Below are 19,958 nucleotides of genomic sequence, written 5' to 3'. Positions count from 1 at the left end.
AACGCCCGGACAGACTTGGCAGCCTTGCATCCGGGATTCGCCGTCAATCGTTTTTATGAAATGTTCTTTTTTGAATGCAACAGATCATAGGGAGTCCCACCGCGTGAATCAATGCGCGGGCCGCCGTGACAGCCGTTTATCGCCCAACATGCGCGATAAACGCCCAAACGAAAAAAATGTGAATGCGGGTGAATTTACCGACGACTATTCGAAAGAAAAAATATCGATTCGGGAGAGGAGGGGAAAGGTAACGATCAACATCAGCGTGCATGCATTGCACATGCACGCTGATTTTTAACAGATCAACAGTTCAGCAGGTCAGAGATCCGGTGGCGGCGGCGCCAGCACATCGCGGCCGCCGCTCTTGGACATTGACGACAGGATGCCGGCTGCTTCCATCTGTTCCACCAGACGCGCAGCGCGGTTGTAGCCGATGCGGAACTGGCGCTGCACCGACGAGATCGAGGCGCGCCGGCTGCGGGTGACATAGGCCACCGCTTCGTCGTAGAGCGGATCGGCCTCATCACCGGGTTCGCCGAACATGTCGCTCTGCAGCGGCTCTTCCGAGGCTGGGCCGGCCAGGATGGCTTCTTCGTATTGCGGTTCGCCGTGGGCTTTCAGGTGTTCCACCACGCGGTGGACTTCTTCATCCGACACGAACGCGCCGTGAACGCGCTGCGGATAACCCGAGCCCGGCGGCAGGAACAGCATGTCGCCGTGGCCCAGCAGCGTCTCGGCACCCATCTGGTCCAGCACGGTGCGCGAGTCGATCTTGGACGACACCTGGAAGGCCACGCGCGTCGGGATGTTGGCCTTGATCAGGCCGGTGATGACGTCGACCGAAGGCCGCTGCGTTGCCAGGATCAGGTGAATGCCGGCGGCGCGCGCCTTTTGCGCCAGACGGGCGATCAGTTCTTCGATCTTCTTGCCGGCCACCATCATCAGGTCGGCCAATTCGTCGATCACGACCACGATCATCGGTAACGGATCAAGCGGCTCAGGTGCATCCGGTGTGAGTGAGAACGGATTCTTCACGCGCTTCTCGGCGGCGATGCCGTCGGCAATCTTCTGGTTGTAGCCGGCCAGGCCGCGTACGCCCAGCGCCGACATCAGGCGATAGCGCTTGTCCATTTCGGCGACACACCACGACAGCGCATGTGCGGCCAGTTTCATGTCGGTCACGACCGGCGCCAGCAAGTGCGGGATGCCGTCGTAGACCGACAGTTCCAGCATCTTCGGATCGATCATGATCAGGCGCACGTCGTCGGGGGTGGCCTTGTACAGCAGCGACAGGATCATGGCGTTGATTGCCACCGACTTGCCGGAGCCGGTCGTGCCGGCCACCAGCATGTGCGGCGCACGCGCGAGGTCGGTCGCCACCGGGACGCCGGTGATGTCCTTGCCCATCGCCAGCGTCAGGTGCGAGGCCGAGCGTACGTAGGCCTCGGACTGGATGATTTCGGCCAGGCGGATCATCTGGCGCTTGGGATTGGGCAACTCAAGACCCATGCAGGTCTTGCCGGGAATGGTTTCCACCACCCGGATCGAGGTCAGCCCGAGCGCGCGCGCCAGGTCCTTCATCAGGTTGACGATCTGCGCGCCGCGCACGCCCAGCGCCGGTTCAATCTCAAAACGCGTGATGACCGGCCCGGCGTAGGCGCCCAGCACGGTGACCGGGACCTTGAATTCCTTGAGGCGCTGTTCGATCAACTGGCCGATTTCCAGGAGCTGATTTTCGTCCATCTCGACCGGCATGTCGCTGCCCTGGTCGAGCAGTTCGATGCCGGGCAGGGGAACCTCGGTCGGGCGATAAGGCCTTGCAGGGGCTGGGATGGGAGCCGCCGGCGCTTGCGTCCAGGTGCGGATCTGCATGGGCGCAGCTGCGGTGGGGGCGACGACAGGCTCCTGGATAGGCTCTTCGGATAGCAAAGCCGGTGCCGGGGTCGTGTAGACAGGCTCAGGGATCTCGGCGACGTCCGGTTCAATACGGGTGTCGATGATGTTGAATGGCTCGGGTGCCGTGATGACTTCCGGTTCCGGCTCGGGGGCATGGAAGGCGACGGTCTGAGGCGCAGCCGGCGGCATGACTGGTATGAGACTAGGTGTAAGAGTCGGAGCAACCGGCGCTGCCGGCTCCTGCGCACGCAACGAAGCGCTCAGCGAAGTCGGAATCGCCTGGCTGCGATCGCTGGCGGTGCTGATGCGGACCTTGGTGGTGCTGCCTGCGATGGGCGTGATCTTCGGTTTGCTGATAAGGCTAGTGGCCAGGGACGGTTTGGGCGCCGCACTATGAGCCGGGGCCGGAGCCGGAGTTTCTGGTTGCTGACTGGAAGTCGAACGCGCCAGCATCGCTTGCGTCGGCCGCAGCGATTCAAATGCCGCCCATTCGGAGGCGGGACGCGCCGGGCGTTTGGGTGGTTCAGCTTTTTGCTGGGCAGTGCCCGGCCAGTTGCCGGCAGGATTGGCAGCGCGCGGCAGTTCGTTGGGCAGCGGCCACGGATCTCGCTTGCGCGTCAGGTTGCCAAAAGCAGCTGCAGCGGGTGCGGCAGGCGGTTTTGGTTGCGCTGGCGCAGGACGGTGCGCTTGCGCTGCCGGCATGTTGCGGATGGTGGGAGCGATATTGGACTGGGTGCGGCGCGGCACCGACGCCTGCAACGGCAGGGAACTGGTGTCGACGTCGAGGTCGACCTTGGCCTTGCGGCGGCCGAACAGCCAGAACAGGCCGATCAATCCTGTTGTCATCAAGGCAATAACGGCGATCAGTTTGCCGAAGGCGAGGGTGACGTTGCGTGCGAGCGCCTGGCCGAAGAGGTCGGTTTCCAATACGGTATCGCCCTGCGAGCGCAGCATGGCCTCGATTGCGCTGCTGGCGCACAGGACGGCCAGGGTGCCGAGCCAGATGCGGATCGAACCGCGTCCGCGCAGGCCTTTTCCGGACAGCAAAGACAGTAAAACTCTGCCCAGCAGGGGCAGTATCCACAAGAACGACCAGCCAAACCAGTCAAGTAAAAATAAGCGCATCCCGCAAGTTTACAGGAAGCCGGGACAGAATCTGAAACTTGGCGCAAATTTCCCGAAGGAAAGCTGAAAAAACACTGCGAGCGAGGACGAAAAAAATCCCGCTTTCCAGAAAATCAGAGAGCGGGACTGCGGGCCGGGATGATTACTTTTCCAGCGGCACCGTCAACGGCTTGCCGTCCTGCACCAGCGACCAGACCAGCAACTTCGCCGGTTTGGTGGCGCTGGCGTTGCGCGACACCAGGTGCGGCGTGTCCGGTGCTTCGTACCAGGACTCGCCTGCCTTGTAAGTCACCGGTGCGCCGCCCTGCAACTGCGAGATGACCTCGCCTTCCAGTACGTAGGCGAAGATCGAGCCGGGATGGCGATGCGCCACCGAGCTTTGGCCCGGACCGTAGGCGACGACCGCCATGACGCCGCTTTTGCCGGGCGCATCGGACAGGGCCTGATGCTGCAAGGGCGTGACGACCTCGTCGCCATGTTTGCCGTCGTGGGCGCCTGCACCGGCCGCCAGGGCCAGCAGAGTAAGCAGCAGCGCGCTTTTCGCTGTAGAGATGAATCGCATGTCAGGCTCCTTGTCCGTCGCTGTTTCAGGCAACAGGCATCTTGCGGAAGCCGATGGCGAAACGGTTCCAGGCGTTGATGGTGTTGATGGCCAGGGTCAGATTGACCAGTTCGGCATCGGTGAACTGGGCGCGCGCCAGGGCGTAGTCTTCATCGGGAGCGCCGGTTTGCGAGATCAGGGTCAGCGATTCGCTCCAGGCCAGGGCGGCGCGTTCACGTTCGGTGAAGAACGGGGTTTCGCGCCAGACCGGCACGGCGTAGAGACGGCGCTCGGTTTCGCCGGCCTTGCGGGCGTCGGCAGTGTGCATGTCGACGCAGAAGGCGCAACCGTTGATCAGCGACACGCGCAGGCGGACCAGTTCCAGCAGGGAGGTTTCGAGGCCGAGCTTGCCGACCACGTTTTCGAGGGCGATCATGCCCTTCAGGACTTCAGGGGAGGCTTTGTAGAAATCGACGCGTTGTTCCATGGTGATGCTCCTTGATAAGTGAGTTAAGTAAGTTAAGTAAGTCAGTCAGTGAAAATCGTCTTGGCGGTATTGCGTGTTTGCTTAGCCAGTGACGTCATCATAAGGAGACCACTCCCTGTCGCGGATAACCAATTCCTCGAAAAAACAGGAGACCACTTTTGATCGCCCGGCTAGAATCGCTGAGGAAGAACAAAACAACGAACAGCAAACAAAAAAAGCATCAGGGAGCAGACGCCGCATGGAATTGCATATCGTCATCGAAGGCAGCAAGGATCTGGCCGGCCAGGTGTATCGCCAGCTGCGCGACGCCATCCAGAGCGGTCGCCTGGCGCCGGGCGAGCAGGTGCCGCCGTCGCGCCTGCTGGCCACGCAACTGGGCCTGTCGCGCAAGACCGTATCGGAAGCCTATAGCCGCCTGACGCTGGACAAGTTGCTGGTGGGACGCGCCGGCAGTGGCACCTTCGTCAATGCGCCGGCCGAACCGAAAGCCAAGCCGAAGCGCTTCGAGAGCGACGACCTGGCCTCCGGCAAACTGATCGCGCACTGGCTCAATCAGTCGTTCCCGCTACTGATGCGCCACGTCGGCCCGGAAACCCGTTCGCACTACGATTTCATGGGCGGCATCCCGGTGCGCCGCCAATTCCCGCAGGAAGAGTGGCGCCAGTGTGTGCAGTACGGTTTGCGCCAGATCGCCGAATCGCGCGGCTTCTATGCCGAGACCGAAGGCCTGCCGGCATTGCGCGAAGCGATTGCGCGGCATGTCTCGTTCTCCCGCGGCGTGCAATGCACGGCCGCCGACGTGCTGGTGACCAATGGTGCGCAGCAGGCGCTGGACCTGATCGCACGCGTGCTGGTGGAGCCGGGCAGTATGGTGGCGGTGGAAGATCCCGGTTATCCGCCGGCGCGCATGCTGTTCTCGGCGCAGGGAGCTACGGTGGAGAGTGTTCCGGTGGACAGCGAAGGAATGCAGGTCGATCTGATTCCGGACGGCACGCGGCTGATCTACACGACTCCGGCGCATCAGTTTCCGCTCGGCATGCCGATGAGTCAGGCGCGGCGCACGGCCTTGCTGGCGCGCGCGCGGGAACTGCGCGCCATCGTCATCGAAGACGACTACGACAGCGAATTCCGTTATGAAGGGCGGCCGATGGATTCACTGCAGAGCATGGATCAGGATGGGCTGGTGGCGTTTGTCGGCACGTTTTCCAAATCGATGAATCCGGAGTTGCGCGTCGGCTACGTGATTGCGCCGCCGGCGATTCTGCGCGCCATGACCGTGGTCAAGGGCCTGTCGGACTGGCATACGCCGACCATGACGCAATGGGCCATGGCCAGGTTCATCGACGAAGGCTACCTGCAAAAGCACATCCGCCGCTGTCACGGCATCTACGTCGCGCGGCGCGAAAAGCTGCATGCAGCCCTCAACGGCAGTCTCAAACCCTGGATGCGCGCGGTGCCCACCAACGCCGGCTTCCATCTGGCGGCGCAGATGACGGCCGAGGTCGACATGACGCAACTGCTGCGGCTGGCGCGCCGGGTCGACGTCGCCTTGTACACGCTGGACGAGTTCTACTACCGGGTCAAGCCGGAGCCGGCGCTGTTCTTCGGCTATGGCGCCATCGAGTCGCTCGACATCGAGACGGCGCTGGGGCGGGTGAAGACGATCCTGGAAGAACTTGGCAACTGAGCCTGGTCCGGCTCAGACTTTCTCGATCATCGGATAAAAATCACGGTCCTCGCGCTGCATGCGGTCGAACAGGACTTTCAGCACCTTGTTGGCTTCGCTGCGGAAACCGTCCGGATCGGCCGCCACATGGCCGGCATCGTTCCATTTGCGGGCAAATTCGCCATAGGCTTCGGCGATGTGCGTCATTTCATGCTGATACTGCTTGCCCATCATGGCCAGGCGCGGATTGTTGGCCTCTTGCAAGGCGGGATAGAGGAATTTGTCCTCGATCGACAGGTGCAGCTTGATGACGGAGCTCATCTTGATCACCTGCGCCGCGATGTCGGCGGCGTGTTCGGCGATGCCCAAATGGGAAAACTCCTTGAGCTTGCGGATGTTGTCGAAGATGACAGTGTGCTGGTGTTTGTATTTGTCGATGTCCATGGTGTTTCTCTCAACGAACTTAAATTGACACTGAAATTGAAGCTGAAATCGGCACCAGACCGCATGCAGCCCGGCGCAAACAATTGATTCAGCGTTTAATCCAGCGAAGAAGCCGGGCCGAAGAACTCGTAACGGGCCTGTGCTGCCGGTACGCCCAGCTCATGCAGATGGCGCTTGATGGCCTTCATGAAGGACTTGGGGCCGACGAAATAGGCGTCCACGTCCATCGATTCAGGCAGCCAGCCGGCCAGCTTGTCGCGGTCGATGTAACCGATCGCATGCGGGGCCTTGTCCTGTTCACGCTGTTGCTCGTAGCAGACGTAGTGCTGCAGCTGCGGATGCTCCTGCGCCAGGTCGGCGATTTTCTTGCCGAAGGCATGCACGCCGCCATGGCGCGCCGCGTGGATGAACACCACCGGACGCTTGCTCGGCAGCGCCGCGTCCAGCATCGCCAGCATCGGCGTGATGCCGACGCCGCCGCTGATCAGCACCAGCGGGCGTTCGCTTTGCGTCAGGGTGAATTCACCCGACGGCGGCATCAGGTCGATCTGCTTGCCGACCGTCATCTGGTCGTGCAGGAAGTTGGAAACCTTGCCGTTCGGCTCGCGCTTGACGCTGATGCGGTACATCTTGCTGTTCGGCGCGGCCGAGAGCGAGTACTGGCGGCGCATTTCCTCGCCATCGACGGTGACGCACAGGCCGATGTACTGGCCCGGGTGGTATTCAAGGATGGCCTTGCCGTCTTCCGGCGCGAAGTAGAAGGAGGTGATTTCCTCGCTCTCGTCGACGCGGCGCACCACGACGAACTTGCGCAGGCCGCGCCAGCCGCCGTCGGCCTTTTCGGTAGCCTGGTAGATGCCTTCCTCGGCGCCGATCAGGATCTCGGCCAGTTGGCCGTAGGCGGCGCCCCAGGCTTCGATGACCTGGTCGGTGGCGATTTCGGCGCCCAGCACTTCGCGGATGGCGCGCAGCAGGCAATCGCCCACCATCGGATAATGTTCGGGCAGGATCTGCAGTGCGACGTGCTTGTTGACGATGGTGCTGACCAGGCCGCCCAGTTGTTCGAGCTGGTCGATATGGCGCGCGTACATCAGCACACCGTTGGCCAATGCGCGCTGCTGATCGCCGCTGCCTTGGTGGGCCTTGTTGAACAGAGGGATGACTTGCGGGTAGTCGCGCATGAGCATCTTGTAGAAGTGCGTGGTCAGGGCTTCGCCGCCGCTTTCAAGCAGGGGTACGGTGGATTTGACGATGGCGCGGTGGGCGTCGGAGAGCATGGCGATACCTTTCAGGGTTGAACAAGCGGGATCGAGGTCAAAAATCCTCGGTTTTTTGTGTCTTCTTATCCCTTCTTAATCAAACTCCATGCCAGACTGAAAATCTTTTATAATCAGTCACTTAAAAAATGACCGAGTCGAATCGACCCGAGTCATAACGACTCAATAAGGGTAAAAATGACTCCAAAGCTCATGTTGGACGCATTGATTCCGTTGATGGCCGATTTGTCCAAGGAGTTGCACGACAGCGAACGCTATCGCCGCCTGCTGGACACGCTGCGCATGCTGTTTCCGTGCGACGCCGCCGCCTTGTTGCGGCTCGACGGCGAAGTATTGGTGCCGCTGGCGATCAATGGTTTGAGCAGCGACACGCTCGGCCGGCGTTTCCGCGTGAGCGAACATCCGCGCTTTCGGGTGCTGTTGTCGAACGTGCCGCCGACGCGTTTTCCGGCCAACTCGTCCTTGCCCGATCCTTACGATGGTCTGGTCGAGGCGCACTCCGGCGAACTTCATGTGCACGATTGCATGGGCTGCCAGATCACCATGAACGGCCGTCCCTGGGGTTTGCTGACGCTGGATGCGCTCGGTCCCGGCCGCTTTGACTCGGTCGACACCGCCTCATTGCAGGCCTTCGCCAGTCTGGCCGCAGCCACCGTCAACGTCGCCGAACGCATCCACAGCCTGGCCGAGACCAGCGAGCAGGAGCGCCAGCGCGCCGAAGCCTACCGGCTCGCCGCCAACCAGAGCCGGCGCGAGCTGATCGGCCAGAGTCCCGCCCACAAACGCATGATGAAAGAGGTGCGGCTGGCCGGGCCGAGCAACATGACTGTGCTGATCACCGGCGAAACCGGCACCGGCAAGGAGCTGGTCGCCAACGCCATCCACGCCGCCTCGCCGCGTGCGCGCAAGCCCATCATCAGCCTCAACTGCGCCGCCTTGCCGGAAACCCTGGTCGAGAGCGAACTGTTCGGCCACGTGCGCGGGGCGTTCTCTGGTGCGGTCAGCGACCGGCGCGGCAAGTTCGAGCTGGCCGACGGCGGCACCTTGTTCCTGGATGAAGTGGGCGAACTGTCGCTGACGGTGCAGGCCAAGTTGCTGCGCGCACTGCAAAGCGGCCAGATCCAGCGCGTCGGCTCGGACGAGGAGCACAAGGTCGACGTGCGCGTGATCGCCGCCACCAACCGCGATCTGGAGGAAGAAGTGCAGCTGGGCCGCTATCGCGCCGACTTTTACCATCGCCTCAGCGTCTATCCGCTGGCAGCGCCGCCGTTGCGCGAGCGCGGCCACGATATTTTGCTGATCAGCGGATTTTTCCTGGAAGAAAACCGTTTCCGGCTGGGTTTGCTGAGCCTGCGCCTGGCCACCGAGGCCCAGGAAGTGCTGCTCAATTACCGCTGGCCGGGCAATGTGCGCGAGCTGGAGCACGTGATCGCCCGCACCGCGCTCAAGGCGCTCGGCAAGCATCCCGAACGGCCGCGCATCCTGACGCTGGCGGCTGAGGATTTCGATCTGTCCAATGAGAAGGCGAACGCTCTGTCATCGCATGAGGCGTCGCTTGAAGAACAGGTCCAGTCCGAGCTGGACCTGCAGAACGGCAGCGGCCTGCGCGACGCCGTGAGCGCCTACGAGCGTAAATTGGTCAGCGCCTGCCTGGTGCGCAACGGCGGCAATGTCGCCTCCGCCGCGCGCGAACTGGGCGTGGACCGAGCCAATCTCAACCGGATGGCGAAGCGGCTTGGTTTGAAGTAGCGCTGATTACATCAAAACTGTTCCCACGAGCCCGCGTCGTCGTGCACAGGCGCTTCGCTGGCGAGGGATTTCTTCGCTGGCGCAGTCTTGAATGCCGTTTTAACGCTTGCTTTGGCAGGCAGGGACGCCGGCTTGGGCGTGATGTTCACGGCGCGCTTCGGCGCTGTGGCGGCAGGAGCGGCGTGAGTCCGGGCTTGCGGCAGGGCATGGTGATCCAGCTTGAACACGCTGACGATCTGTGACAGGTTGCTTGCCTGTTCCTGCAACGATTGGGCCGCAGCAGCGGCTTCTTCCACCAGCGCAGCATTCTGCTGCGTCACTTCATCCATCTGGGTAATCGCACGGTTGATCTCGTCGAGGCCGACGCTTTGCTCCTGGCTGGCGGCAGTGATCTCGCCGACGATGTCGGTCACGCGCTTGACGCTGCTGACCACCTCATCCATGGTTGAGCCGGCCTGTTCGACCAGTTTGCTGCCGACATCGACCTTGGCGACGGAGTCGTCGATCAACTGTTTGATTTCCTTCGCAGCGGCGGAAGAGCGTTGCGCCAGGCTGCGCACTTCGGAGGCGACCACCGCAAAGCCGCGACCTTGCTCACCGGCGCGCGCCGCTTCGACCGCTGCATTGAGCGCCAGGATATTGGTCTGGAAGGCAATGCCGTCAATCACGCTGATGATGTCGACGATCTTGCGCGAGGATTCATTGATCGAGCCCATGGTGTCGACCACCCGACCGACCACGGCGCCGCCCTGGACGGCGACTGCGGACGCGGACACCGCCAACTGGTTGGCCTGGCGCGCATTGTCGGCATTCTGCTTGACGGTCGACGTCATCTCTTCCATGGCCGAGGCGGTTTCTTCCAGCGAGCCCGCCTGTTGTTCGGTGCGAGACGACAGATCCATGTTGCCGGAGGCAATTTCGCTCGATGCGGTCGCGATCGTGTCGGTGCCGGTGCGTACGCTGCCGACGATGCGCAGCAGGTTGTCGTTCATCTGCTTGAGCGCACCGAGCAACTGGCCGGTTTCGTCTTCGCTGTTTTGCCGGATGTCGGCGGTAAGGTCGCCGTCGGCAACCTGGCGGGCGACCTTCACGGCTTCCGTCAGCGGCCGCGAAATGATGCGCGCCACCATGATCGCCAGCGTCATTGCCGCAGCGATGCACAGCACCAGCATGCCGATGATCCACAGCCGGGCGCTGCTGTAGGTGTTGTCAGCCAGCTTGTTGGAGATGTCCGAGCCGCGCTCGTTGATGGCGGTCAGCTGATCGAGGAGCTCGATCGCCTTGCGATAGTTTTTAGTCGATTCGCCCTTCATGAGGGTGCGTGCTTCGGCGTTCTTGTTGTCGCGCGACAGGGCGATGATCTTGGGATGTTCCGCGACCACGACGTCCAGCATCTTGCTGACTTCCGGATAGATGGCGCGTTCTTCCGGTTCGGTGATCTGGCTCTCGTACAGCTTGCGCGACGCGGCAAGGGTTTCGAGCTGCTTGTTGGCGCTCTGCTCGATTTCCGCAAACTCCTTGGCGTCGGAGGCAAGAATATGTTGCTGCTCAAAGCTGCGGATACGCGAAGCCGTGAACTTCAGTTGAGCCAGGGTGCGGATGGTCGGCAGCCAGTTGGTGGCAATGTCGGTAGAGGCGCGGTTGACCTTGTCGAGCTGGCTGATGGCGAAAATGCCCAGACCCGTTGCCAGCACGATCACGGCTAAAAAGGCGGCGATCAGCTTGGTGGCGATCTTCAAGTTGTAGAACCATTTCATTACGTGTCTCCCCGCTTTTTTGTGAGTCGGCGCATCGCATCGTGTTTTCCGATGGTGCTTTTCCTCCCGCCCGCAGTCGCGGGCGGTTCCTCACAGAATTGCATGAAAGATATCTTTGTTCAAACGGAAGTCGTGGTTATTTGTGTATTTTTTGATAATTTTTCTACTTGCAATCCACGGGAGATATGCAGGTGCTGACAGCAAGCTGGCGGTGTTGCAGAAGCGGTTTTTGGACGACGAAATGGGGAGTGCAGCGGCGACTCAGGCCAGAGTAATGTCTATGCCTTGCGCCTGGTAAGGCGCAATCAGTTCGGCGGCGGTGTTGCGGTTAATGACGATGCGGCTGACTTCAGCCAGCGGCACGATCTCGAACGGCGAGGTGGTGTCGAGCTTGTCCGGCGAGGCCAGCACCACGGTGTCGGCTGCAGCGCGGCTGAAGGCGCGCTTGATGCCGGCTTCGTCGAAGTCGAGCGAAGTGATGCCGGTGCGCGGATGCAGGCTGCACACGCCCATGAAATACTGGTCGGCGCGGACGCGCGCGATGTCGTCGATGGTGCCGCTGCCCATCGCCACGACCGAATGCTTGAATAGTTTGCCGCCGATGATGATGACGTCGATATGCGCATGATTGGACAGCTCCACTGCGATCGACGGGCTGTGTGTGACAACGGTTGCCTTCAGCTCGGGCGCCAGATGGCGCGCCATCTGCACGCAGGTGGTGCCGCCGTCGATGAACACGACCTGGCCTGGCAGCACCAGCGCCGCCGCCGCGCGGCCGATGTCGGCCTTGGCGCCGGGCTCGATGTGCTGGCGATTGGCGAACATCACCATGGGCGGCGTGTCGAGCAACGGCAAGGCGCCGCCATGCACACGCCGCAGCAATCCTTCCTTGGCCAGTTCACGCAGATCGCGTCGGATCGTGTCTTCGGACACGTCCAGTTGTTCGCTCACCGACTTGGCGACGATGCGGCCGTCGCGGCTGAGCAGGTCGAGCAGGTGTTTCTTTCGTTGGCTGGTCAGCATGCTGATTTGATCCGATCTGATGTAGATGAGGTCGGGAGTGTACAAGAGATACGTAAATTCGTGCAGTTTCGTGGAAGTAATGGCAGCATTATTGCACGAATATTCTTGATAATTCCTGATATTGCATGATATTTTAAATAAAGCGTGCAATACCGGCATGGATGAATGCGGGTTTGCGGCCTTACGAATTCACTGCACAGGAGTAAAACAATGGAAAACGAGCGTGTCCGCATCCGCAATGTCAAAGTCTTGTCCGACGACTGGTACCTGCTCAAGAAGACTACCTTCGACTATCGCCGCGCCGACGGTGTCTGGCAGACGCTCGACCGCGAAACCTACGATCGCGGCAACGGCGCCACCATCCTGCTGTACAACCTGGAGCGGCGCAGCGTCATCCTGATCCGGCAATTCCGATTTCCGACCTATCGCGACGGTCACGACGGTTTCCTGGTCGAAACGCCGGCAGGTTTGCTGGACAACGCCAGCCCGGAACAACGTATCCGCGCCGAGGCGGAAGAAGAAACCGGCTATCGCGTCGGCGACGTGCGTAAAGTGTTCGAGGTGTACATGAGCCCGGGCTCGGTGACCGAGAAGCTGCATTTCTTCGTCGGCGAATACGCAGCGGATGCGCGCGCAGGCGAGGGCGGCGGCAATATCGCCGAAGGGGAAGATATCGAAGTAATGGAAGTGCCGATCCAGCAGGCGCTGATGATGATTGCCGAAGGCGAAATCGCCGACGGCAAGACCATCATGCTGCTGCAATACGCGCAATTGCATTTGTTCGGCGCGGGGCCGAACTAAAGCGGATAAATCAGGATGGCCGGGCGACGCGCCATTGACGCCAGACATGGCGCGTCACGACAACTACCGGAATCCCCAGACCCAGCCAGCACAGCCAGTCCCAGATGCCGTCGCCGAAAATCCCGGCTGCCAGTCCGCCCAGCGACAGCGCGCCCAGCAACAGCGGCATGTTCCAAGTTCCCTTCATGCTTGTTCTCCCGATAAGGCCAGTCCCGATTCCGATTCCGTCGCGCCGCCGGCTACCTTGCTGCGCCGATGCCGTTTGAGCCAGACCACGAAGCCGGTCACGGTGGCTCCCGCAGTCATGATGGTCAGCAGCGCCCACAGGATCTGCAGCGGACGTCCGGCGTAATTGCCGAAGTGGAACGGCCCCGACAGCAGCAAGACCTGCAAATACCACGGCATGCCGCGCACCGCCGAGACCGCGCCGTTGTCGGCGTCGACCATGGCGATGGTGAAGACGCGTTTTTCCAGTTCGGTATGGCCGCGCAGCACCACGCCGTAATGGCGGCCGGTGGAATATTCCGTGCCCGGATAGAACACGTAGGCGATGTCCTTGCCCGGCACTGCCGCCTGGGCGGCGTTGATGGCGCTGTCGACCGCGATCAGGCGCGACGGTTTCGGCCCCGGCAGTGTCTCGATCAGATGCTGCAATTCGGTTTTTTGCCACAGGCCGAGGATCAGCGGCGAGAACGACAGGAAGGTGCCGGTCAGGCCCACCACCAGCGCCCATACCATGACGACGATGCCGAACAGGTTATGGAAGTCGGCATTCACCACGCGCGTGCTCTTGCCGAAGCGCAGCAGTCCGAACGCCAGCTTGCGCATGAACGGCGCATACAGGATCAGCCCGCTGACCAGGCTCAGCACGAAGATGAGGCCCATGACGCCCATGAACAACTGGCCCGGCAGGCCGAGGAACAGGTTCACGTGCAGCTTCAGGATGAAGCCGCTGAAGGTTTCACCCGGAACGGTGTTATTGCGCTCGCCGGTGGCGCCGTTGAACTGGACGCTCTTGCCGATGGCCAGTTTGGGCTCGCCGGGCGGGCCGACGCGCACGTTGACGAAGTTTTCATCGCCGAAAAAGATGGATTTTGCCACTTGCCCCGCATGCATGGCCTGCGCCACATCGATCAGCGACTGCACCGAAGGTTTTGCGCCGGGCTGCGACATGGCCGCTTCGGGATGCCCTTGTCCCAGCCAATCGTCGATGTCGTCATGAAAAATCAGCAGCAGCCCGGTCAAGCACAGCACCAGCAGATTGAGAGTGCAGATCAGGCTGGTCCAGCGGTGAATGGCATACCAGGTCCGTAAAGTGGACGCTTTCATGAGGTGCTTTCCTTGCGCGATGCCAACCGGCCGTCGAGGGATGGAGCGGGGCGGTTGTTGTGATTATTGTTGATTCTTGGTGACGGCTTTTTTGTGCAGGCGATTATAGATGAAAACAATTCTTATTCATAATTCGATGTATGAACAATATTGTTTTTGCAATTACGACGCAAATATTCGAGTTCCAATGACCGCACCTCGGGATTGTGGCGTGCGACCGGCATGGATTAAAATGAGAACCATTCTTGTCAACGCCCGTTTTTTGCGGCGACGATTGCATTAACCTGCCGGCGGTCTTGCTTCGATATTGGAGCAAGACCGCTTCGGCGTTTTTTTGAAGCGACTTTATGCGTGCTGTTCTCGTCCTCCTTCATCGCTGGTTCGGTCTCGGCGTGGCCGTGTTCCTGTTCATTTCAGGCGCCACCGGCGCGATCATTTCCTGGGACCACGAGCTCGACGCCGCCCTCAATCCGACCCTGTTCCACGCCAACAGCGCCAATAGCGCCAACCCCGGCACGGTAGCCGGCACGCCCAAACCAGGTCTGGAATTGGCCAACATCGTTGAGGCGCGCGAGCCGAAGCTGCGCGTCACCTACGTGATGAACGAGAGCGAGCCCGGCCACACTAGCAGCATGATGGTCGAGCCGCGCCTCGATCCGGCCACCGGCAAGCCGTATGAGCTGAGCTACAACCAGATCGCAGTCGACCCCGTCACCGCCGAAATCCAGGGCAAGCGCATGTGGGGCGCAATTTCGCTGAGCCCGGAAAACCTGCTGCCGTTCCTCTACAAGCTGCACTACACCATGCATCTGCCCGAGGTCGGCGGCATCGAACTGGGCATCTGGCTGATGGGCATCATCGGCATCGTCTGGGCGCTGGATTGCTTCATCGCGCTGTGGCTCTCGTTCCCGAACTGGAAGAGCTGGCGCAAGTCGTTCGCCTTCCGTTGGAAGGACGGCGGCCACAAGCTCAACTTCGACCTGCATCGTTCAGGCGGCGTCTGGGTGTGGGGCTTGCTGCTGATCCTGGCCGTGACTTCGGTTTCCATGAACCTCAACAACCAGGTCATGACGCCGGTCATCAAGATGTTCTCGACGGTCACGCCGACCGCCTTCGACACGCGCACGCCGGTGGCGCCGGACAAGGTGGTCGAGCCGAAGATGTCGCGCGAGCAGGTCACCCGGCTGGCGATTGAAGAAGGCAAGCGTCGCGGCTTTGACGCGCCGGCCGGCGGCGTGTTCTATTCCTCGATGTTCGGCCTGTATGGCGTCGGCTTCTTCGAGGCCGGCAACGACCACGGCGACGTCGGCCTGGGCAACGCCTGGCTGTACTTCGATGCAGCTACCGGCGCACCGGCCGGCACCCGGATCCCGGGCACCGGCAGCGCCGGTGACTTGTTCATCCAGGCGCAATTCCCGCTGCATTCGGGACGCATCCTCGGCTTGCCGGGTCGCATTTTCATTTCCTTCATGGGTGCGCTGGTGGCGATGCTGTCGGTGACCGGCGTGGTGATCTGGATGCGCAAGCGCAAGGCCCGCGTGGCGCAGAAGCGCAAAGTGAAGGAAGAATCGCGCTCAGGTTCAGGTTCACCGCAGCCAGCCATCGCCAGGACGGGAAATCAGGTAGACGGGCGCGAGAGCACGTCGCTGTCGTAACAAGATTCAGCTAAAAAAAGAGCCGCATCAACCTGGTTGAGCGGCTCTTTGTCTTTGCTGGTTCATTTCATCGCACCGGCAGATTGCGCGTTGTCCAGTACGATACCGCGTCGACCACGGTATCCATCATCTGGCCCGCATCGGTGGCCTTGTACAGATAGCCGTTGGCGCCCAGCTCGTAGCTCTTGCGGATATCTTCGCGGTCGGTTGAAGTCGAGAACATCACCACCGGAATATGTGACGTCGCCTTGTTGCCCTTGAGCATGCGCAGCAGGTCGTGGCCACTCAGGCGCGGCATGTTCAGGTCCAGCAGGATCAGGAAAGGATGCAGGTCGCGGCGCGCAGCATATTCATGATTGAAGAGAAAGTCTGAAGCAGTTTCGGGATCGTTGAACCAGGTCCATTTGTCGGTAAGCTTCTTGCGCAGGATGGCAAATTTGGTCAGTTCTGCCACTTCGGAGCTATCGTCCACCAGAAGGATGTCGGATTGTTGTAAGCCTTGCATGCTCATCGCCTTCACAAAATAGGAACTCAACCTGTTGACTGAGTCCATCCACACCCGGTAAAGCTGTGGCGTAGCTTGCAGCCGCTGCATCTTGCTTACCTGGTGTTCATGAAGCCATTTTGGCACGCTCGTACAGAATGGATATCGGGCAATTCCTGACACGTACTTATTGGTAGGTTGCTGTTTTGTCGTGCTGAGTGCCATTGCGGAGCTTACTCCAGCATCGCATCCAGCCCGGCCGTCAGCTCCTTCAGCGGCGGCATCGCCTTGTCCGGATCGCTCTTGCCATTGCTTGCCGACGTCCAGCCTGCATCGACACCGAGGCGCTTGGCGACAGCGGCAGGATAACTCGCCGCCATGTCTTCGTCGCTCTGATCCAGCACTTCGGCACGGGCGCGCCACGCGCCCAGGTGGACCCACCCGGCCATCCGATCGAACGGCGTGGAGGCGAGCGGGGCGGGGATGTCCTTGAGCGCGCTGGACAGGGCTTCGGGGAAATTCCATATCTTCGCCAGTTCGGCCGAGACGTCGGCGAAGTGGAAGCCGAGCTTTTCCTTTTCCAGTTCGGCGCGGCCGGCGTCGAGCACGTTGAGCTGCTTGTCCAGCGGCGCCACTTCGGCCGCGGCGACCGCATGCAACTGCAGCTGGCCGATGCCATGCATCATGCCCAGTGTAAAGGCGGCGTCGCCGTTGTCGCCCCCGTGGTGCGCCAGCCAGCGCGCGGCGCAGGCGGTGTAGAGGTTGTAGCGCCAGAACTGCTGCAATTCCATACCCTTGGTGTTCTTGAAGGCGGCCACCATGCCGTTGCCCAGCACCAGGTTGCGCACCATCACGAAACCCAGCATGCGCAGCGCATCATCGACCGTGCCGACCGTGCGCGAGACATGGAAATAGGCCGAGTTGGCCAGGCGCAGCAGCTTGGCCGACAGCGCCGGGTCGCCGGCGATCAGGTGTGCGATCTCGTTTGCCGAGATGTCTTCGGAGTTGAAGCTTTCGATCAGTTGCTGGACGACTTTGGGGACGGTTGGCAGCTTGTTGGGCTGGTCGACGAGGCTCTTGAGTTCCATGCGTTGTTCCCTTGTGTCAATAAACGAACTGCGGCGGCAGCATCTGCTTCCTGCGCGCTCAATGTGGCGATGTAAATTCCATCATCGCGAACCGAAGCGGGAGCAGGCATTCAATTCGACGAATTGCGGTTTTATTGTCGCAGAGATCAGAGACTGTCATCACGTCTTTCTCGGTATGATGATCGATAACGTTGTATATCCCATCACCAGGAGCGGACTCATGGCCACGCGCAAGACCCCGGCAGCAACGCAAAAAGATGCAGCAGCGACACCGCAAGCTGCTCCTGTAGTGGGCATGCCGCAACTGGGCGACGTCAATGCCTATTTGACCGACGCCATGCAGCGCACTTACCTGTTTCTCGACACCTTGCTCGATCGCGGCAACAATTATCTTGAACATCTGGACCAGGGCACGCCGCCGCTGTTGAAGTTCGAGCATGAAGTGGTGATGGACGGCCACGACCTGCCGAATCCCTGCAACTACGCCTTGCTGCGGCTGCAGCCGCCGGCCTCGATGCCGGTCAAGCCCGAAGCGCGGCCGGTGGTGGTGGTCGACCCGCGCGCCGGACACGGTCCCGGTATCGGCGGCTTCAAATTCGATTCGGAAGTCGGCATGGCCATGCGCGCCGGCCACACGGTGTATTTCGTCACCTTCCGTCCGGAGCCGGAAGACGGCCAGACGCTGCTGACCGTGATGGACACCGAAGCCCTGTTCATCGAAGAAATCATCAAGCGCCATCCGCAATGCCCGGCCAAGCCGGTGGTGATCGGCAACTGCCAGGCCGGCTGGGCCATGATGGCGCTGAACGCGCGGCGGCCGGAATTGTTCGGTCCGCTCATGATCGTCGGCGCGCCGGTGTCGTACTGGGCCGGCAGTTCCACGCTCAACCCGATGCGTTACAGCGGTGCTTCGCTGGGCGGGTCCTGGTTGGCATCGATGACCAGCGACCTCGGTGCAGACCGTTTCGACGGCGCTCATCTGGTGGAGAATTTCGAGAAGCTCAATCCCGCCAACACCCTGTGGAACAAGTATTACAACCTCTGGGCCGGCGTCGACACCGAAGCCGAGCGCTTCCTCGAGTTCGAGCGCTGGTGGGGTGGTTACTTCCGCATGACCGGCAGCGAGATCGAATCCATCGTCGAGAATCTGTTCGTCGGCAACAAACTTGCGCGCGGCACCATGATGGCCGGCGACAAGGCCATCGACCTGCGCAACATCACTTCACCGATCGTGGTGTTCGCCTCCTGGGGCGACAACATCACGCCGCCGCCGCAGGCGCTCAACTGGATCATCGACACCTGGGGCGATGAGCGTGCGATTGCCGCCGCCGGCCGCACCATCATTTACGTGCTGCATGAAAGCGTCGGCCACCTCGGCATCTTCGTCGGCGGTTCGATTGCGCTCAAGGAACATGATCAACTGGTGACTTCGCTGGACGTCATTGAAAGCCTGCCGCCGGGCCTCTACGAAATGAAGCTCGAAGCCAAGGCGGGCAAGGACGAACAACGCTGGGATCAGCTGGAGCCGGGCGACTACACGGTGCATTACCAGCACCGCACCATGGACGACATCCGCAAGATCAATCCGGAAGGGCGCGAAGAAGAGGAGATGTTCTCCACCATCGCGCAATGGTCGGAGTTCAACGCCAACCTGTACAAGACCTATGTGCGTCCATGGGTGAAGATGAGCGCCACCCGTGAGATGGCCAATGCCATGGTCAAGATGAACCCTTTGCGTATGCAGCGCCAAATGTTCTCTGACAGTTTCTTCATGGCGCCGTTTATCCGCCAGAAGGCGGCAGAAGCACGCGCCGAGCGAGCTACAGTTCCCGAGGACCATCCGCTGAAGCAGCTGGAAAAGAAGATGGCGCAGCAGATCACCGACGAGCTCAACCAGTACCGCGACCGTCGCGACGAGCGCACCGTCAAGATGACGCGCCAACTATTCGGTCCCAAGGGCATGGGTGCATGGCTCAAGCCGCACGAACCGGACGCCGTCGTCGCGCATGAGCGCGCGCTGCGCGAGCTCGAGGTCTATCGTGAAAAGGCCCTGGCGCATATCGCCGAAGGCGGTTTTGCCGAAGCGGTGTGCCGCATCGTGGTGTCGGGGATGATCTCGATCGGCGCCTTCGAGCGGCGCAGCCTGCGCCTGGCGCGCCTGCTGGCGCAGTTGCCGATGCATGCGAGCGTGTCGCCCAAGACCAACTGGGTGCAATTGCTGAAGGACCAGGCGCGCCTGACGGCGGTGGCGCCGGTGGAAGCGCTCAACGCGCTTGAACAATTATTGCCCGATACGGCCACGCGTGAGCGTGCGCTGGCGGTGTCGGCGGCGGTGATGATGATTGAGCCGACGCTGGCCAATCCGCGCTCGGAAATCATCGAGTTCCTGATCGGTACCCTGGGCGTCGATCCGCAACGGGTGATCGGATTGGCGCGCAAGCTGACCGATGCATTGGAAAAGCCGGATGTAAAACCGGTTGTTCCCAGGAAGCCGGCGGCCAAGAAGGCAGCAGTAAAACCGGCGGCTGCAAAGCCCGCCGCAGTAAAGTCAGCACCTAAAACGACCGCCGTAAAAAAAGCTGCCGCCAAGCCCAAAACAGCAAAGGGCAAGGCGACAGCAAAGGCGGCTTAGCGCC

Annotated in this window: 16 protein-coding genes; 5 read left to right on the top strand and 11 right to left on the bottom strand. The window is 61.2% G+C overall.

Features of this window, described 5'->3' with window-relative positions:
* Nucleotides 1-318: 318 nt before the first annotated feature.
* The 3 genes from E4P32_RS06680 to E4P32_RS06670 all read right to left on the bottom strand — a co-directional run bounded on the left by E4P32_RS06680 (nt 319) and on the right by E4P32_RS06670 (nt 4,049).
* A complete protein-coding gene (locus E4P32_RS06680) occupies nt 319-3,021 on the bottom strand; it encodes a DNA translocase FtsK (protein WP_116432691.1) in 2,703 nt (900 codons plus the stop codon).
* A 142-nt stretch (nt 3,022-3,163) separates the two neighbouring features.
* Complete coding sequence (locus E4P32_RS06675; protein ID WP_167735653.1) at nt 3,164-3,583, bottom strand: cupin domain-containing protein; 420 nt, start codon at nt 3,581-3,583, stop codon at nt 3,164-3,166.
* Nucleotides 3,584-3,608: 25 nt separating this feature from the next.
* Nucleotides 3,609-4,049, bottom strand: coding sequence for a carboxymuconolactone decarboxylase family protein (locus E4P32_RS06670; protein WP_016832519.1), 441 nt, complete (start codon nt 4,047-4,049; stop codon nt 3,609-3,611).
* A 238-nt stretch (nt 4,050-4,287) separates the two neighbouring features.
* On the opposite strand from E4P32_RS06670, the gene E4P32_RS06665 reads away from it, so the two are divergent.
* Nucleotides 4,288-5,736, top strand: coding sequence for a PLP-dependent aminotransferase family protein (locus E4P32_RS06665; protein ID WP_116432692.1), 1,449 nt, complete (start codon nt 4,288-4,290; stop codon nt 5,734-5,736).
* A 12-nt stretch (nt 5,737-5,748) separates the two neighbouring features.
* Here E4P32_RS06665 and E4P32_RS06660 read toward each other — a convergent pair whose 3' ends face one another.
* Both E4P32_RS06660 and hmpA read right to left on the bottom strand, forming a co-directional pair.
* Entirely contained in the window at nt 5,749-6,159 is a 411-nt protein-coding gene (locus E4P32_RS06660; protein WP_116432693.1) for a hemerythrin domain-containing protein, read from the bottom strand.
* Between the two features lie 95 nt (nt 6,160-6,254).
* The gene (gene hmpA, locus E4P32_RS06655) at nt 6,255-7,436 is read right to left on the bottom strand and encodes an NO-inducible flavohemoprotein (protein WP_116432694.1); all 1,182 of its coding nucleotides are present in this window, start codon (nt 7,434-7,436) and stop codon (nt 6,255-6,257) included.
* 177 nt (nt 7,437-7,613) lie between these two features.
* On the opposite strand from hmpA, the gene norR reads away from it, so the two are divergent.
* Nucleotides 7,614-9,185 carry a nitric oxide reductase transcriptional regulator NorR gene (gene norR, locus E4P32_RS06650; RefSeq protein WP_116432695.1) on the top strand — a complete coding sequence of 524 codons (1,572 nt, stop codon included), beginning with the start codon at nt 7,614-7,616 and terminating at the stop codon, nt 9,183-9,185.
* 11 nt (nt 9,186-9,196) lie between these two features.
* Here norR and E4P32_RS06645 read toward each other — a convergent pair whose 3' ends face one another.
* Both E4P32_RS06645 and E4P32_RS06640 read right to left on the bottom strand, forming a co-directional pair.
* Nucleotides 9,197-10,942 (bottom strand): methyl-accepting chemotaxis protein, encoded by a 1,746-nt coding sequence (locus E4P32_RS06645; RefSeq protein WP_116432696.1) that lies wholly within the window; start codon nt 10,940-10,942, stop codon nt 9,197-9,199.
* A gap of 261 nt (nt 10,943-11,203) precedes the next feature.
* Entirely contained in the window at nt 11,204-11,965 is a 762-nt protein-coding gene (locus E4P32_RS06640) for a DeoR/GlpR family DNA-binding transcription regulator (RefSeq protein ID WP_116432697.1), read from the bottom strand.
* Nucleotides 11,966-12,175: 210 nt separating this feature from the next.
* Between E4P32_RS06640 and E4P32_RS06635 the strand changes: the two genes are divergently transcribed.
* The gene (locus E4P32_RS06635) at nt 12,176-12,766 is read left to right on the top strand and encodes an NUDIX domain-containing protein (RefSeq protein ID WP_116432698.1); all 591 of its coding nucleotides are present in this window, start codon (nt 12,176-12,178) and stop codon (nt 12,764-12,766) included.
* A gap of 10 nt (nt 12,767-12,776) precedes the next feature.
* On the opposite strand, the gene E4P32_RS24075 is transcribed toward E4P32_RS06635, so the two are convergent.
* Together E4P32_RS24075 and E4P32_RS06630 are read right to left on the bottom strand one after the other, a co-directional pair.
* Complete coding sequence (locus E4P32_RS24075; RefSeq protein WP_158559695.1) at nt 12,777-12,953, bottom strand: hypothetical protein; 177 nt, start codon at nt 12,951-12,953, stop codon at nt 12,777-12,779.
* A complete protein-coding gene (locus E4P32_RS06630) occupies nt 12,950-14,095 on the bottom strand; it encodes a PepSY-associated TM helix domain-containing protein (RefSeq protein WP_116432699.1) in 1,146 nt (381 codons plus the stop codon). Before E4P32_RS06630 ends, E4P32_RS24075 begins: the two co-directional genes overlap by 4 nt.
* A gap of 347 nt (nt 14,096-14,442) precedes the next feature.
* Here E4P32_RS06630 and E4P32_RS06625 point away from each other — a divergent pair, with 347 nt between their 5' ends.
* The gene (locus E4P32_RS06625) at nt 14,443-15,750 is read left to right on the top strand and encodes a PepSY-associated TM helix domain-containing protein (RefSeq protein ID WP_116432700.1); all 1,308 of its coding nucleotides are present in this window, start codon (nt 14,443-14,445) and stop codon (nt 15,748-15,750) included.
* Nucleotides 15,751-15,817: 67 nt separating this feature from the next.
* Here E4P32_RS06625 and E4P32_RS06620 read toward each other — a convergent pair whose 3' ends face one another.
* Together E4P32_RS06620 and E4P32_RS06615 are read right to left on the bottom strand one after the other, a co-directional pair.
* Entirely contained in the window at nt 15,818-16,255 is a 438-nt protein-coding gene (locus tag E4P32_RS06620; protein WP_116432701.1) for a response regulator, read from the bottom strand.
* 212 nt (nt 16,256-16,467) lie between these two features.
* Nucleotides 16,468-17,322, bottom strand: a complete 855-nt coding sequence (locus E4P32_RS06615) for an HDOD domain-containing protein (RefSeq protein ID WP_116432702.1) — start codon at nt 17,320-17,322, stop codon at nt 16,468-16,470.
* A gap of 295 nt (nt 17,323-17,617) precedes the next feature.
* Here E4P32_RS06615 and E4P32_RS06610 point away from each other — a divergent pair, with 295 nt between their 5' ends.
* A complete protein-coding gene (locus tag E4P32_RS06610) occupies nt 17,618-19,954 on the top strand; it encodes a DUF3141 domain-containing protein (protein ID WP_233526603.1) in 2,337 nt (778 codons plus the stop codon).
* Nucleotides 19,955-19,958 lie beyond the last annotated feature (4 nt).

Origin of the sequence: Herbaspirillum sp. 3R11, assembly GCF_004563925.1 — a bacterium.
Classification (GTDB): Bacteria; Pseudomonadota; Gammaproteobacteria; order Burkholderiales; family Burkholderiaceae_D; genus Herbaspirillum.
This window is presented reverse-complemented; position numbering and strand designations above follow the sequence as displayed.

Excerpts from the sequence above, each read along its gene's own strand:
- E4P32_RS06635 (WP_116432698.1), top strand. The coding sequence starts at position 12,176 with ATGGAAAACGAGCGTGTCCGCATCCGCAATGTCAAAGTCTTGTCCGAC.
- E4P32_RS06625 (WP_116432700.1), top strand. The coding sequence starts at position 14,443 with ATGCGTGCTGTTCTCGTCCTCCTTCATCGCTGGTTCGGTCTCGGCGTG.
- E4P32_RS06675 (WP_167735653.1), bottom strand. The coding sequence starts at position 3,583 with ATGCGATTCATCTCTACAGCGAAAAGCGCGCTGCTGCTTACTCTGCTG.
- E4P32_RS06630 (WP_116432699.1), bottom strand. The coding sequence starts at position 14,095 with ATGAAAGCGTCCACTTTACGGACCTGGTATGCCATTCACCGCTGGACC.
- E4P32_RS06615 (WP_116432702.1), bottom strand. The coding sequence starts at position 17,322 with ATGGAACTCAAGAGCCTCGTCGACCAGCCCAACAAGCTGCCAACCGTC.
- E4P32_RS06640 (WP_116432697.1), bottom strand. The coding sequence starts at position 11,965 with ATGCTGACCAGCCAACGAAAGAAACACCTGCTCGACCTGCTCAGCCGC.
- E4P32_RS06610 (WP_233526603.1), top strand. The coding sequence starts at position 17,618 with ATGCCGCAACTGGGCGACGTCAATGCCTATTTGACCGACGCCATGCAG.
- E4P32_RS06670 (WP_016832519.1), bottom strand. The coding sequence starts at position 4,049 with ATGGAACAACGCGTCGATTTCTACAAAGCCTCCCCTGAAGTCCTGAAG.
- E4P32_RS06620 (WP_116432701.1), bottom strand. The coding sequence starts at position 16,255 with ATGCAAGGCTTACAACAATCCGACATCCTTCTGGTGGACGATAGCTCC.
- E4P32_RS06680 (WP_116432691.1), bottom strand. The coding sequence starts at position 3,021 with ATGCGCTTATTTTTACTTGACTGGTTTGGCTGGTCGTTCTTGTGGATA.
- E4P32_RS06645 (WP_116432696.1), bottom strand. The coding sequence starts at position 10,942 with ATGAAATGGTTCTACAACTTGAAGATCGCCACCAAGCTGATCGCCGCC.
- norR (WP_116432695.1), top strand. The coding sequence starts at position 7,614 with ATGACTCCAAAGCTCATGTTGGACGCATTGATTCCGTTGATGGCCGAT.
- E4P32_RS06665 (WP_116432692.1), top strand. The coding sequence starts at position 4,288 with ATGGAATTGCATATCGTCATCGAAGGCAGCAAGGATCTGGCCGGCCAG.
- hmpA (WP_116432694.1), bottom strand. The coding sequence starts at position 7,436 with ATGCTCTCCGACGCCCACCGCGCCATCGTCAAATCCACCGTACCCCTG.
- E4P32_RS06660 (WP_116432693.1), bottom strand. The coding sequence starts at position 6,159 with ATGGACATCGACAAATACAAACACCAGCACACTGTCATCTTCGACAAC.
- E4P32_RS24075 (WP_158559695.1), bottom strand. The coding sequence starts at position 12,953 with ATGAAGGGAACTTGGAACATGCCGCTGTTGCTGGGCGCGCTGTCGCTG.